This is a genomic window from Tangfeifania diversioriginum (assembly GCF_900141875.1).
In the GTDB taxonomy this organism is placed as follows: domain Bacteria; phylum Bacteroidota; class Bacteroidia; order Bacteroidales; family Prolixibacteraceae; genus Tangfeifania; species Tangfeifania diversioriginum.
In genome coordinates, this window is sequence record NZ_FQZE01000053.1 from 1 (window position 1) to 13,844 (window position 13,844).

Here is a 13,844-nt window from a genome sequence, read left to right on the forward strand (position 1 = left end):
ATAATATAACAGTGTTAAAAACGGCCTCAACTGCACGGCATCTCAAACTTAATGTATTTATATAAGAGGAAAAAGCCACTTTTGGAGAGACTGAATTAATCAAGCTAAAATCATTCAAAAAGATTATCCAGCAAATTTTCATCCGCCTCATTGGCCAGTGTTACCTTTAACTCCGGGGTCACCTGCATGGCCCGTTCGATGGCAAAGCGTGCCGGTTTGTTCCGTGCCCAGCTTCGGCGGGCAATCCCGTTATTTACATCCCAGTGGAGCATGTTGGTGAGCCGGCGTTCGGCATCCGCGCTTCCGTCTATGGTAAGTCCGAAGCCGCCGTTAATCACTTCGCCCCAGCCCACACCGCCGCCATTGTGTAGCGATACCCAGGTGGCTCCCCGGAAACTGTCGCCCGCAAAATTTTGCACCGCCATGTCGGCAGTCAGTGCCGACCCGTCGTAAATATTCGATGTTTCGCGGTAAGGCGAATCGGTTCCGGAAACATCGTGGTGATCGCGGCCCAGAACAACCGGTGCCGAGATTTTTCCTTTGCGGATAGCTTCATTAAATGCTTTGGCAATGAGTGTCCGGCCGTTGCAGTCGGCATACAGGATGCGTGCCTGCGAGCCTACCACCAGTTTATTTTTTTCGGCTTCGCGAATCCAGTGCACATTGTCGTTCATTTGCTGCTGAATTTCTGCCGGTGCAGCGTCGGCCAATTCTTTCAAAACCATAGCTGCAATTTCGTCTGTCTTTTGCAAATCCTCGGCTTTCCCGGATGTGCACACCCACCGGAAAGGCCCAAAGCCGTAATCGAAAAAGAGCGGTCCCATAATATCCTGCACATACGACGGATAACGGAATTCTCCACCGGGTGCTAAAATTTCGGCACCGGCCCGGCTCGCTTCCAGTAAAAAGGCATTGCCATAATCCCAGAAATACATGCCTTTTTTGGTGAGTTGGTTGATGGCAGCTACCTGGCGTTTCAGCGATTCATGCACTTTTTTCTTGAAAAGTTCAGGATTTGTTGCCATCAACTTGTTCGATTCTTCCAGCGATAATCCTGCCGGGTAATACCCACCGGCAAACGGATTGTGCAGCGAGGTCTGGTCGGAACCCAAATCGACCCGGATATTTTTTTCGGCTAGTTTTTCCCACAAATCCACAATGTTTCCCTGGTAGCCCATCGATACGGCTTCTTTGTTTTTCTGTGCCTGCTGAATTCGCTGAATCAGTTCATTTAAATCAGAATAAACTTCATCCACCCAACCTTGTTGGTGGCGTTTTTTCAGTGCCTGCGGATTGATTTCGGCTACTACGGCCACCAGCCCGGCAATCACGGCCGCCTTGGTTTGTGCGCCCGACATGCCGCCCATTCCACTCGACACAAACAGTTGACCTGCGATTCCACCTTGTGAGTGGAGCCGCGCGGCATTCAGCAATGTAATAGTGGTGCCGTGCACAATTCCCTGCGGCCCGATGTACATGTACGAACCGGCTGTCATTTGCCCGTATTGCGTTACACCCAGCGCGTTGAATTTTTCGTACTCATCGCGCGAAGAATAGTTGGGAATCATCATTCCGTTGGTCACTACTACCCGTGGCGCATCAGGGTGGGAGGGGAATAACCCCAGCGGGTGGCCCGAATACATCACCAGCGTTTGGTTGTTGGTCATTTCGGCGAGGTATTTCATGGTGAGCCGGTACTGCGCCCAGTTCTGAAAAACAGCCCCGTTGCCACCGTAGGTAATCAGTTCGTGTGGGTGTTGTGCCACTGCCGGGTCCAAATTGTTCTGAATCATCAACATGATGGAAGCAGTCTGTTTCAATTTTGCCGGGTATTCATCAATCGGGCGAGCATGCATTTCATAATCGGGCCGGAAACGGTACATGTAAATCCGCCCGTATTTTTCCAGCTCCTCAAGAAATTCGGGTGCCAAAATGGCGTGAAAACTTTCAGGGAAATAGCGAAGTGCATTTTTTATTGCCAGTTTTTTTTCTTCCAGGGTAAGTACATTTTTTCTTTTTGGGGCATGACTGACACTGGTTTCATAAGGTTTGACCGAAGGAAGTTTTTCAGGTATTCCTTCCAGCATTGCTTTTTTGAATTCTTCCTGATTCATACTACTTATTTTGGTTTATCTTTTGTTAGATGGAATACAGCGGCAAATTAGCGTCTTTCCCCGAATTTTGAGATGATTTTTCACACATTTTGAGGATATTTGTCAGATTGTAAAATAAATGAATGCATTATGAGAAAATTAATTGTTATAACACTGGCTGTGGTTGCCGGGTTTTTATTTACCGGTTGTGGCTACAATAAAATGGTTGATCTGGAAGAACAGGTCACTTCGCAGTGGTCGCAGGTGGAAAATGTATATCAGCGTCGAGCCGACCTCATTCCCAATCTTGTTAACACCGTGAAAGGTTATGCGGCCCATGAACAGGAAACTCTCGAAGGTGTAATTGAAGCCCGTTCGAAAGCAACTTCAGCAAATGTAAATCCAGAAAACCTTTCGGAACAATCCATTGAGCAATTTAACCAGGCGCAGGAAGGACTCACTTCTGCGCTCAGCCGGTTGATGGTGGTGGTAGAACGCTACCCCGATTTGAAAGCCAACCAGAACTTCCTTGATTTGCAGGCGCAGCTGGAGGGCACCGAAAACCGGATTGCTGTGGAGCGAAGAAAATTTAATCAGGCTACCCAATCCTACAATGCGTATATCCGAAAATTTCCGCAGGTGATTTATTCCGGATGGTTCGGTTTTGAGAAAAAAGATTATTTTGAATCGCAGCAGGGCGCAGACCAGGCACCCGAAGTGGAGTTTTAAAAGGAGGAAGCATGAGTGTACGAAAGTATTTTTCAGAAAAGGATAAATTACAGATTAAGAACGCGATTCGGGCTGCAGAGCTGAACACATCGGGTGAAGTTCGCGTGCACATCGAAAAACATTGCCGCGAAGATGTGCTCGACCGCGCCGCCTTCTGGTTTCAAAAACTGGAAATGCACAAAACGGAATTGCGCAACGGCGTTTTGTTTTATCTGGCAGTCGATGATCGTAAATTTGCCATTTTGGGCGACGCCGGAATTAACCAGAAAGTTCCTGATGATTTTTGGGAAGAGATTAAGGAAAAGATGGCCGAAAAGTTTAAAGAAGGCTTGTTTGCCGAAGGACTTTCACAGGGAATCCGGATGACCGGCGAACAATTAAAAGCACATTTCCCCTATCAGGAAGATGATGTGAATGAACTATCGGATGAAATTTCATATGGTTGAAATTGTTTATTTATAATGCACCATATGTAACTCGTCCCGGTAAACCGGGGCTCGTTTCATTTGGAGAAAAGGAGTAAAAATGAGGAAGATATTTGTTTTAACAGTTTTATTGTTTGGATTCATAATTAGTAATGCTCAAATTCCTGAGCGCCCATCGCCACAGCGGTTGGTGAACGATTTTGCAGGTGTTTTGCAACCCGGTGAGAACAACAACCTGGAGGCTCACCTCGAACAGTTTGCCCGCGAAACTTCTACCCAAATTGTGGTTATTACCCTGGATGACCTTCAGGGATACGATCCCGGCGATTTTGCTTTCCGGCTTGGTGAAGAGTGGGGAATTGGCCAGCAGGGCAAAGATAACGGGCTGGTTATTTTGGTGAAGCCCAAAAAGGGCAATGAACGCGGACAGGTTTTTATTGCCACTGGCTACGGGCTGGAAGGCGTATTGCCTGATGCCATTGTTAACGGCGATATTATCGATACCGAAATGATTCCCCATTTCAGGGAAAATAATTATTACCAGGGATTGGCCAGTGGCATAAGTGTTATTATGGATATCACACAAGGAGAATACACTGCAGAATATTACCGTGAAAATTATGCCAACCAGGGTGGTGGTATTCTTCCTGTGATTATTATTTTCTTCATTTTCTTTGTAATTGCTCCTATTTTAAGCAGGCGAAGAAGAGGTGTTTATTCACCGGGGAAAAGTCTTCCGTTTTGGCTCGCCCTCGGCCTCTTGTCGGGAGGCGGAAGATCACACGGTGGATCGTTCAGTAATTTCTCCTCTGGTGGGGGCGGTTTCGGCGGCGGCGGCGGATTTGGTGGTTTTGGCGGCGGCAGCTTCGGCGGCGGCGGTGCCGGCGGCAGCTGGTAGAGATTAAAAGTTGTAGCTCAGGCCTATCCCCAGCAGCTGTTTTAGCTGAATCCTGCGGCCTTTGGTTCCTTCGTTGTCAACCGGAACCAGAATGTCATGATCGTAAATTAATGTGGATTGAAAATTAGCCGAAAGGAAATCGTTGATTTTCATGTTTAAAGCCAGGTCCCAGTTCACATCAATATTTTCGGGCTGGTTCAGGTAATTTGAAAATAGCGTCAACGAAGTGGCGAGGTTCACATTTTCAACAACCGGGGTTTTTAATTCGCTTTTTATGATTGCGCCCAGTTCAGCCCTTGCTTTTTCACCGGGGGCAACACCAAATGCCCCAATAGAGGAAAGTTCCTCGTCGGTAACAAAAGTAAATTTCCCGGCCAGCGGAGTTACAAAAAGTGAAAATTTATCTGATGGCTGATAATCGAAACCGGCTGTAACCGTGAGGTAAGCTGGTGCGAAAAAAGTTGAAATTTTATCCTCCTGGTTGGGAGTTTTGTACCCATTGGCAAACTGTGTGTTGAAATTCAGGTACGAGGAGTAGAGCAGGTGCTCATTCTTCGTTTCTACACCCAGTTTCGAGTTGAGCTCCAGTTTATCATCGGTTTTGGTAAGCGGGTTAACTTCTTCTTTCAATAAACCATAGCCGGCTTTCATCATATTTTCCCAGTGGATTTTATCTTTTTTGTAGTTGGCATTTATGTTGAAAAGTGCAACTCCCGAAACGGAATTTTTTCCACCGGATACCCAGTTGCTGAATGATATTTGTGTGAAATTTAACGACGTTTGTCCGGAAACATCCCAGTAGGTGGTGTCTTGTGGTGCTTGCGCAAAAATACCAGTCGCCAGGATAATTAGGAGAACAAATATTGATGTTGTCTTCATACTATAAAATTGTTTATTTATAAGGTATCACATGCGTCCTAATGCATTACTATGTGTGAACCTGCCCGACTGTGCTGGTCCGGCGGACTCGCAGCGGGCAGCCGGCGGAAACTCATTTGTTTGAGAATAAAACAAAAAAGCGCTGCAAAAGTTGCAACGCTTTATTCCGAATATTGTAAGCGTTGGATTTATTCCGCAGCTACTTTGTTAATGTCTTTGTCAACCAAAATACGGCCGCAATATTCGCACACAATAATTTTTTTGTGGTTGGCGATGTCCATTTGCCGCTGTGGCGGGATTTTGTTGAAGCAACCCCCGCAGGCATCGCGCTGAATGGTAACAACAGACAGACCGTTGCGTGCATTTTTGCGAATGCGTTTAAAAGCAGTGAGCAGTCGTGGCTCAATGAATGATTCAATTTTTTCAGCTTTTGCTTTCAGCTTTTCCTCTTCAATTTTGGTCTCTTCGGTAATTTCGTTCAGCTCGTTTTTCTTCCTTTCGAGGTCTTCTTCACGTTCTTTCAGCAGTGTTTTCGATGTTTCGATGGTCTCTTTTTTCTCTGCCATTTCGGTGCTGAATTCCTTGATTCTTTTTTCCGAAAGCTCAATTTCGAGGGTCTGGAACTCTATCTCTTTCGAGAGCGAATCAAATTCGCGGTTGTTCCTTACGTTGTTTTGCTGCTCGGTATATTTTTCAATAAGCGCCTGTGAATCCTTTATGGCGATTTTTTTGTTGTTGATAGCCGTATCCAGGTTTTTAATCTCATCCTCAAGGTTGGTGAGCCTGGTTTTTAAACCGGCTATTTCGTCTTCCAAATCCTGAACCTCTAACGGAAGTTCGCCGCGCAGGGTTTTAATTTTATCGATTTCTGAAACTACACTTTGCAATTCGTACAGTGCGCGCAGTTTTTCTTCAATTGAAATATCTTTTTCGTCTTGCTTTGGAATTGATGCATTCATCGTTTGTCAATCTTTAAATTCAAAATTACTTGTCAAAAATAAAATACCGGGTTGGTTTTTATTTCCGAAAACCGGACTGCAAATTTAGGGAATTTTTTTGTAAGTAGTTCATAAAAAAGTTCTTTAGTGAACTGCTCACTTTCATAGTGCCCCACATCGGCAATTACGATTTTATTATCGGCATCAAAAAACTGGTGATACTTGAAATCTCCCGACACAAAAAAGTCAGCTTCGGCCGAAATGGCTTTGCCAAGCAGAAACGAACCGGCCCCGCCGCAAACCGCCACTTTTTTTACGGGTTCACCCTTTAATGTGGTGTGCCTGACCACTTCCGTTTGAAAAGCTTTTTTCAGAAAAACCAGGAATTCTTTTTCGGCTACTGGTTCCGACAGCGTGCCAATCATCCCGATTCCCGCTTTCTCGTATTTGTTTTCTAACGGATAAATGTCGTAGGCCACCTCTTCATACGGATGTGCATTTATTAACGCATTGATCACTTTCCCCTGCAGCCATGCCGGGAAAATGGTTTCGAAACGAATTTCTTTTTCGTAATGAATTTTGCCTTTTTCGCCCACATATGGATTGGTTTCGTCGCCTGCCCTGAAACTGCCGGTGCCTTCGAGGTTGTACCCGCAAAAATCGTATTCGCCAATATTTCCGGCGCCGGCTGTAAAAACTGCTTCACGCACTTTTTCAGCTGCTTCGTGCGGAATGAAAGTGACCAGCTTTTTGAGTTGACCGGTTGCGGGTTGCAACACACGGCAGTTTTGCAGGCCCAATAGTTCGCAGATTTTGGAATTCACGCCGCCCCAAACGGCATCGAGGTTAGTGTGGGCTGCAAACAGGGCGATGTCGTTTTTAATGGCTTTCAGTACCGTGCGTTCCACGTAGTTTTTTCCGGTGATTTTTTTTAACCCCGAAAATATGATGGGATGATGCGCCACAATCAACCCGGCATTTTGCTGAATGGCTTCCTCCACCACCTCTTCTGTTACATCGAGCGTTATTAGTGCTTTGGAAACTTCCGCATCCGGGTTTCCTATTATCAGGCCGGCATTGTCGTACGATTCCTGCAACGCCGGCGGCGCAAAACTTTCAAGGTAATTTGTTATCTCTTTTATCTTAACCATTCAATTATTTTTTTCGTTAAAGAATTATTCTTCCTCTTTCTTATCATCTCCCCTTTGGGGAGACCGAGAGGGGCCCTCTATCTCGTCGCGGATACCGGTCAGTTCTTTTTTTAGCTCCTGCAACCGTTTCACTATTTCCCAGTTGTTTATGGTTTCCGCTTTGTTGTCGGTTAGTTTTTGCTGCGCCCCTTTTATCGTCAGGCCGCGATCTTTCACCAGGTAATTGATGAGTTTGACCGTTTCAATATCTTCTTTGGTGAAATAACGGGTGCCTTTGGCATTTGTTCGCGGGGCAAGTTCCTTGAAATTGCTTTGCCAGTAGCGAATCGACGAAGGCGTAACGTCAATCATTTCGGCCACTTCGCCAATGGAGTAATACACTTTTTCTATGTTTGATTTTTTATTTGGCACTGCTCGTTTTTATTCCCGCCAAGATAAAGAGATTTTCAGATACGGGTGATGGATTGGGAGAATTTTTTTGACTATTTAATAGCCAATTTAACAAGTTCCCATAAATATATATTCCTTGAAATGCTAAAAGGTTACCCTCATTTTTAATTTGATTTTTGTGTTATGAAACATTTGATAAAATGCATGCCTGTGAAGCAGTTGTAAGCAGCGGTGTTTAAAGTTTATACGCTTAAAAGAAAAAAATGACGATTTGCTTTTAATATTTTCTTGCTGTACATTTCCTGATAAATAGTTATCCCCCTGTCTCTAACCCAGGCAGGAAAAGTACAAAACAGTGAAAATATTAACCCAAATAGGTAAAAACAACTTCAGTGAATAAGCCTCCCCGGAGAATGTACACGCTTCAATTTGTCCAATACCGGGGAGGCAAAAGGCTTCGTAAAGCCCAATGCGAAAATACAGGGTTTTACCCAATTTTCACATGCTCGTTTCATAATTGGTAAAATCTTTTCTCCTGCCGGCCAGGCCGGAATACTCTGGACAATCATTTAATTATTTGGCTAATGTTTTGGGCAGGCATTGCCGTAAGTACGGTTTTTATTCCAATTCATTGAGGAAATTGATTGGCTGCTTATTATGGAGGCAGCCTGAGGAGTGTAGCTACATAAGTAGCAAAAATATTAAGGTCGAGTTTTGCTTTTGACTTAAATAAGTTAAATTAATTTACTTATGAAAAAAATTTTTCCTCCAGAGATTGTTGATTCTTCCGTTGAAAGCCATTTTCATAAATTCAGCAAGTTCTCTAATGTAATATACATTTTTACTATTCTGTTGGTAATAGGAATTGGGATTTCTCTTTTTTTTATTAAAACAGATATTTCGGTACAAAGTGCAGGAATAATTCGATCTTTATCCGACCCCGTTGATATAACCTCACCAACAGTTGCGGAAGTAATCAAAACAGATATTGCCGAAAATAGATTAGTGAAAAAGGGGGATACACTTGTATGGTTAAATAGTGAAAAGCTAAAAGAAAGAATTGAATACTTGAATAGTATCATAATTCAAAACAATGATTTTCAAAATGATTTGAAAGTTTTATTGGATGGAAAATATTCGCCTACCTTGGAAACGGAGCTGTTTAAATCGATTCTCGCAAAGTATCAACAAAAATTAGAAGATCTCAATTTAGAAATTAACTTATCAGAAAAATCATTCAACCGGACTAAATTATTATTTGAACAAGAAGTCTTACCGGCAAATGAATTAGAAAAACAGCAATTTCAACTTGAAAAGGCTATCGAAAACAGAAAAAATTTTATCAAACAAAATAGAAGTGAATGGCAACAATTAATAACAGAATACGAATTGAGCATTAAAAAATATAAAAATGAGATAAGCGAACTTTATAAAGACCTTAAAAATTACATAATTCTCTCACCTCAAACAGGATATATCACAAATTTTAATGGCATCCAATCCGGAAGTTTTGTAACTGTTGGACAGAGGATAGCAATCATCAGTCCGGATGATAAACTTATTTCGGAACATTATGTGTCACCCAACGACATCGGTTATTTAAGAAACAAAATGCCGGTACGTTTTCAAATACATGCATACAATTACAGAGAATGGGGATTCGCATCTGGGGAAGTGATGGATATTTCAAATGAGGTATATCTGTTAAATGATAAGCCTTTTTTTAAAGTACGATGCAGTTTGGAAGAACAGTATTTAGCCTTAGAAAATGGTATTAAAGGTAATTTAAAGAAAGGATTAACCACTACTGCAAGGTTTCAGATTACAAAACGTTCAATTACGCAATTATTATTTGACAAAGCTGATGATTGGCTAAATCCTAAACTGAATAAATAATTTCCTAAGCCCGGTTTATGAATAGAAACGTTAAACAAAGAGACATTACTGATTGTGGCGCAGCTTGCCTTGCTTCTGTGGCAGCTCACTACAAATTAAAATTACCAGTATCGAAAATAAGACAATGGGCGGGTACCGATAAAAAAGGGACAAATGCCTGGGGACTTATCAAAGCTGCCGAAAAAATGAGTATGTCGGCAAAGGGAGTTAAAGCTTTGCCCGAGGCGCTTTCAGAAATACCTCTCCCTGCAATTGCTCACGTAATTATAAAAGAAAAACTACAACATTACGTGGTTATTTATAAAGTGTCTCCGGATTTTATTGAAATTATGGACCCGGGAACCGGTAAACTTAAAAAACAAAAAATCGAATCCTTCCTGGAAGAGTGGACCGGGATTTTAATCCTTCTTTCACCATCAGGAGATTTTGTGGCTCGCAATGAAAAAATATCCAACTTAAAGCGGTTTGCGTTTTTGTTACACCCTCATCGGCAAATATTGGCGCAGGCATTATTTGGGGCCGTAATCTTCACCATTCTTGGTCTTTCCACCTCGGTATATATCCAGAAAATAACAGATAATGTGCTGGTGGCCGGAAATCGCAATCTGTTGAACCTTTTAAGTGTTGCCATGATTCTGATTCTATTGTTCCAGATTTTTATAGGGACAATGCAAACCACATTTATTTTAAAGACCGGGCAACTGATCGATGCAAAATTAATTCTTGGATATTACAAGCATCTTTTTAAACTGCCCCAACGCTTTTTCGATACTATGCGTACCGGCGAAATTGTTTCCAGAATTAATGATGCAGTAAAAATAAGGGCATTTATAAATGATACCATGATAAATTTTGTAGTGAATATTTTCATCGTGGTATTTGCTTTTGCCCTTATGTTTGTTTACAACTGGAAGCTTGCGCTCCTCATGTTACTGATAATTCCTTTTTATTTAGCCATTTATTTTATAACTAATTTTCTAAATAAAAAACGCGAGCGAAAGGTTATGGAACATGCGGCTGAGCTCGAATCTCAATTGGTTGAGTCACTGAATTCAGTAAAAACAATAAAGCAACTCAGTATTGAGGAATTTGCCAACATTAAAACCGAGACACGGTTCATCAACCTGCTCTATTCCACCTATAAATCAGGATTAAATTCCGTGTTTTCAGGGAACTCTTCGATGTTTATCAATCGTATTTTTACAATCATATTGTTATGGACCGGAAGCTTGTATGTGTTACGTCAGCAGATTACTCCCGGGGAGTTGATGTCATTTTATGCCCTTATCGCGTATTTTACAGGACCGGTTTCATCGCTGGTTGGTATGAATAAAACCTACCAGAATGCTATTATCGCTGCCGACCGGCTTTTTGAAATAATGGATTTGGAACGTGAAGCCGAAGAAAATCTTGTTCATGCAAGTGAAATTAATCCCGGTGACATTCAGTTTAGAAATGTATCTTTTAGCTATGGCACCCGAACTGATGTTTTTGAGAATTTTAATCTCATAATAAAAGAGGGCGAAATAACTGCGATAATAGGAGAAAGCGGTTCCGGAAAAACCACTATTGCGGCATTGCTGCAAAAACTATATCCTGTAAATGAGGGAGCCATTTTTATTAGTGACACCAACATCAAATATTTCAGTAATGAAAGTCTGCGTGAGTATGTGGGAATTGTACCACAAAATCTCGAACTATTTGCAGGAAGCGTGATTGAAAATATTGCTGTCGGCGAATTTAATCCAGACATGCCACGAATATTGGAAATTTGTAAGCAACTGGGCATGATTGATTTTATTGAAAAATTATCAGCCGGATTTAACACCCCTGTTGGCGAACATGGCGCAACCCTTTCGGGCGGGCAAAAACAGCGTCTGGCAATTGCGCGGGCGCTATACCGCAATCCACAAATTTTGATATTGGACGAAGCTACTTCATCACTCGATTCAAACGCAGAATATCATGTTCAGCAGATTATTAAAAAGCTTAAGAATGAAGGCCAGACGATAATTATAATTGCGCACAGACTAAGTACCGTGCTTCTTTCTGACAATATTGTGTTACTTGAAAATGGAAAACTTTTAGAACAGGGGAGCCACGGAGAACTTTATACAAAAAAAGGAAAATACTTCGAATTGTGGCAAAAACAAATACCACTTGAAATACTGGAGGCAAATTAACCTGATTTGGTAAATAAATACCAATCAACGTAAAAACATATATTATGAAAGCCTTAGAACAACTTGAAAGACTCCAAAGAATGAATCAACTGATTAAAGCTGAGAGAACCGGAAGTCCTGACGAATTTTCCCAAAGACTGGGCATAAGCAGAAGACAACTTTACACTTACATTGAAAATATCAGAGACATGGGGGCCGATATTTGTTATTCAAAAAACAGAAGGACGTTTTACTTCTGTAACGGGCATGAAGTTGAAATATCCTATTCGTTTAAAATTATTTCGAAAGAGCTGTCCAAGACAATAAATGGAGGTTTTTTTCAAAATTTTTTGCAGTGTGCTTTTTTTCTGCACAGAACAAAACTAATTTGGTAATGAGTTTTCGCGAAACGCTCGAATCAAATTATTAACACAAAAAATTAGAAATTATGGAAAAGACATTAGATTTGAAGATGTCCGGGGTAATGGAACTGGGCAGCGAGGAACTGAAAAAAGTTGATGGAGACGGTGTTCTTGCAAGAACACTTGGTAAATTTGTTGGTTCTCTTCTTTATCAAACTTCAATTGCTGGAGAATATTATTATCAAGATGGGAACTATATGTACAGTCCTTTACGTTAATCTTAAATTATGACATTATGAATAACAAAATTAGAGGTACGGTGCCATTGAATCAGAAAGAATTATCTTATATAAATGGAGGTAGTATTTTACTTGGATTGTTTATATCAGCTGTAATCGATGCAATTGATAATCCTGATGAATTTACTGCGTCCATGGGAGAAGGTGCCAACGCTGTCCATAGTTTGCAAAAAAAATAAAATACCTTGTTAAGAAAATTGGGACCTTTTATTTGTAAATGAAAGTTCCCTTTTTTTATAATTATAATGTCAATATATGATAAATAAACACTTAAAATTATTTCCATATCTTTTCCAATTGATTTTTTTAACATCAACAATTGGTGGGATAGGTTATATTCTTGCAAAGTATCTTTTAAAGGTTACAAATGAAAATTTAATACTCTTAATTTTCATCGGTTTCGAGTTTTTAGGTGTTGCAATCTTTGCATGTATGAACCGTAGGATAACAATTATTTGTTTAAATTATCTTAAACTCAGAAAGAAACAATTAGAATTGTTTCTTAAGAATTTCTTATTTATTTCCTTAGCATTTTCATTTATTTCTATTATTAGCTACCAACTTGGTATAATCAGAATACAAGATATAATTGAAATAAACTATTTTAATATACTCCTTTATTTTAGCTTAGCGTTAGCAGTTGCCATCTGCGAAGAAATATTGTTTAGGGGGTTTATTGCTTTGTATATAAATTTAATTATCAATAAAAAAGCTGCACTCTTTGTATCCTCATTATTATTTGCATCTAGTCATGTGCAGTATAATAGTATTTTTCCTTTTGTGACCGCTATGTTGGCAGGAGTAATATTTGCCTTACTTACATTTAAATACCGTTCACTGCTACCTGCAATAGGATTCCATTTGGGTTGGAATTTTTCGTACTTTTTATTTGATGATGTTTTTTTAGTAGAATTGGAAATGAAAGTTTGGGGAGAGTTATTTGAAGTACCACAGATTATATTATTGTCTTTTGTTTTAGTCTATTTAATTTATTATATCCGGTATAATCATATGAAATTCAAACCACTAAGGAGATGAATTTTATACGACAGCGACAAAGAACATATATAAATAGAGTCCCCCTAATGCACAGTATGCTGTGGTTAAAGACACGCATTCTTTGTGTAGCTGCAAACAAGATGCCTGCCTGAAGAGTAGGCAGAAATCGATTACCGACAAAAAAATATCTTCTGCCAGCGCGGATTCCAAGCTCCAGGTAAAACAGAGATAATTTGAAAGCTAACTGTGTTCAGTTAGATAGAATTTGCAATGCGTGCTAAAGTTGAAACAATATCAGGATGCAGCTCTTATTTTTGTACATCGGAGAATAGTCAGACAAGTAACATTTTTATAATTTATTATTTGTCAGTATAAAAACCTTATTTTCAACCCCTAATCTTAGTAACATGGCGGACCCCGGATTGACTCAGACCTTATTCCCTTATTTTTGTTTTGGAATAAAATCCATCAATTTTTTAACAACCTTTCGTTGTTACAGGTGTGAAAATGAGAACTGTGCCCTAAGGTAAGGTTTGCTGAAAAACAATATTAACAATTGATTGTCAATAAATTACATACAAAAAAGTCACACAATTTAGCTTCAAAGTGCAAACAAAATATTA

General features: G+C 40.6%; 14 protein-coding genes. 9 read left to right on the top strand and 5 right to left on the bottom strand.

The window, feature by feature from the left end:
- Nucleotides 1–110 precede the first annotated feature (110 nt).
- A complete protein-coding gene (locus tag BUC07_RS19625) occupies nucleotides 111–2,114 on the bottom strand; it encodes a urocanate hydratase (protein ID WP_073173894.1) in 2,004 nt (667 codons plus the stop codon).
- A gap of 129 nt (nucleotides 2,115–2,243) precedes the next feature.
- Here BUC07_RS19625 and BUC07_RS19630 point away from each other — a divergent pair, with 129 nt between their 5' ends.
- From BUC07_RS19630 to BUC07_RS19640, 3 genes are all read left to right on the top strand, one after another.
- Nucleotides 2,244–2,822: a LemA family protein gene (locus BUC07_RS19630; RefSeq protein WP_073173897.1), complete on the top strand. Its 579-nt coding sequence runs from the start codon at nucleotides 2,244–2,246 to the stop codon at nucleotides 2,820–2,822.
- An 11-nt stretch (nucleotides 2,823–2,833) separates the two neighbouring features.
- The gene (locus BUC07_RS19635) at nucleotides 2,834–3,268 is read left to right on the top strand and encodes a TPM domain-containing protein (RefSeq protein ID WP_073173899.1); all 435 of its coding nucleotides are present in this window, start codon (nucleotides 2,834–2,836) and stop codon (nucleotides 3,266–3,268) included.
- A gap of 79 nt (nucleotides 3,269–3,347) precedes the next feature.
- On the top strand, nucleotides 3,348–4,145 hold the full coding sequence (locus BUC07_RS19640; protein ID WP_073173901.1) for a TPM domain-containing protein: 798 nt from the start codon (nucleotides 3,348–3,350) through the stop codon (nucleotides 4,143–4,145).
- Nucleotides 4,146–4,148: 3 nt separating this feature from the next.
- Here the strand turns inward: BUC07_RS19640 and BUC07_RS19645 are convergent, their stop codons facing one another.
- The 4 genes from BUC07_RS19645 to BUC07_RS19660 form a co-directional block, all read right to left on the bottom strand.
- The gene (locus BUC07_RS19645; RefSeq protein ID WP_073173903.1) at nucleotides 4,149–5,024 is read right to left on the bottom strand and encodes a DUF3078 domain-containing protein; all 876 of its coding nucleotides are present in this window, start codon (nucleotides 5,022–5,024) and stop codon (nucleotides 4,149–4,151) included.
- A 188-nt stretch (nucleotides 5,025–5,212) separates the two neighbouring features.
- Nucleotides 5,213–5,983: a zinc ribbon domain-containing protein gene (locus BUC07_RS19650; RefSeq protein ID WP_073173905.1), complete on the bottom strand. Its 771-nt coding sequence runs from the start codon at nucleotides 5,981–5,983 to the stop codon at nucleotides 5,213–5,215.
- 32 nt (nucleotides 5,984–6,015) lie between these two features.
- Entirely contained in the window at nucleotides 6,016–7,113 is a 1,098-nt protein-coding gene (locus BUC07_RS19655) for a Nif3-like dinuclear metal center hexameric protein (RefSeq protein ID WP_073173907.1), read from the bottom strand.
- Between the two features lie 24 nt (nucleotides 7,114–7,137).
- Complete coding sequence (locus tag BUC07_RS19660; RefSeq protein WP_073173910.1) at nucleotides 7,138–7,524, bottom strand: MerR family transcriptional regulator; 387 nt, start codon at nucleotides 7,522–7,524, stop codon at nucleotides 7,138–7,140.
- Between the two features lie 729 nt (nucleotides 7,525–8,253).
- Between BUC07_RS19660 and BUC07_RS19665 the strand changes: the two genes are divergently transcribed.
- From BUC07_RS19665 to BUC07_RS19685, 6 genes are all read left to right on the top strand, one after another.
- Nucleotides 8,254–9,399 (top strand): HlyD family secretion protein, encoded by a 1,146-nt coding sequence (locus BUC07_RS19665; RefSeq protein WP_073173912.1) that lies wholly within the window; start codon nucleotides 8,254–8,256, stop codon nucleotides 9,397–9,399.
- A 17-nt stretch (nucleotides 9,400–9,416) separates the two neighbouring features.
- The gene (locus BUC07_RS19670; RefSeq protein ID WP_073173914.1) at nucleotides 9,417–11,582 is read left to right on the top strand and encodes a peptidase domain-containing ABC transporter; all 2,166 of its coding nucleotides are present in this window, start codon (nucleotides 9,417–9,419) and stop codon (nucleotides 11,580–11,582) included.
- 80 nt (nucleotides 11,583–11,662) lie between these two features.
- Entirely contained in the window at nucleotides 11,663–11,956 is a 294-nt protein-coding gene (locus BUC07_RS21695; RefSeq protein WP_175552578.1) for a helix-turn-helix domain-containing protein, read from the top strand.
- 53 nt (nucleotides 11,957–12,009) lie between these two features.
- Nucleotides 12,010–12,201, top strand: coding sequence for a hypothetical protein (locus tag BUC07_RS20775; RefSeq protein ID WP_139279666.1), 192 nt, complete (start codon nucleotides 12,010–12,012; stop codon nucleotides 12,199–12,201).
- Nucleotides 12,202–12,218: 17 nt separating this feature from the next.
- Nucleotides 12,219–12,401: a hypothetical protein gene (locus BUC07_RS19680; protein WP_073173918.1), complete on the top strand. Its 183-nt coding sequence runs from the start codon at nucleotides 12,219–12,221 to the stop codon at nucleotides 12,399–12,401.
- Between the two features lie 76 nt (nucleotides 12,402–12,477).
- A complete protein-coding gene (locus tag BUC07_RS19685) occupies nucleotides 12,478–13,260 on the top strand; it encodes a CPBP family intramembrane glutamic endopeptidase (protein WP_073173920.1) in 783 nt (260 codons plus the stop codon).
- Nucleotides 13,261–13,844 lie beyond the last annotated feature (584 nt).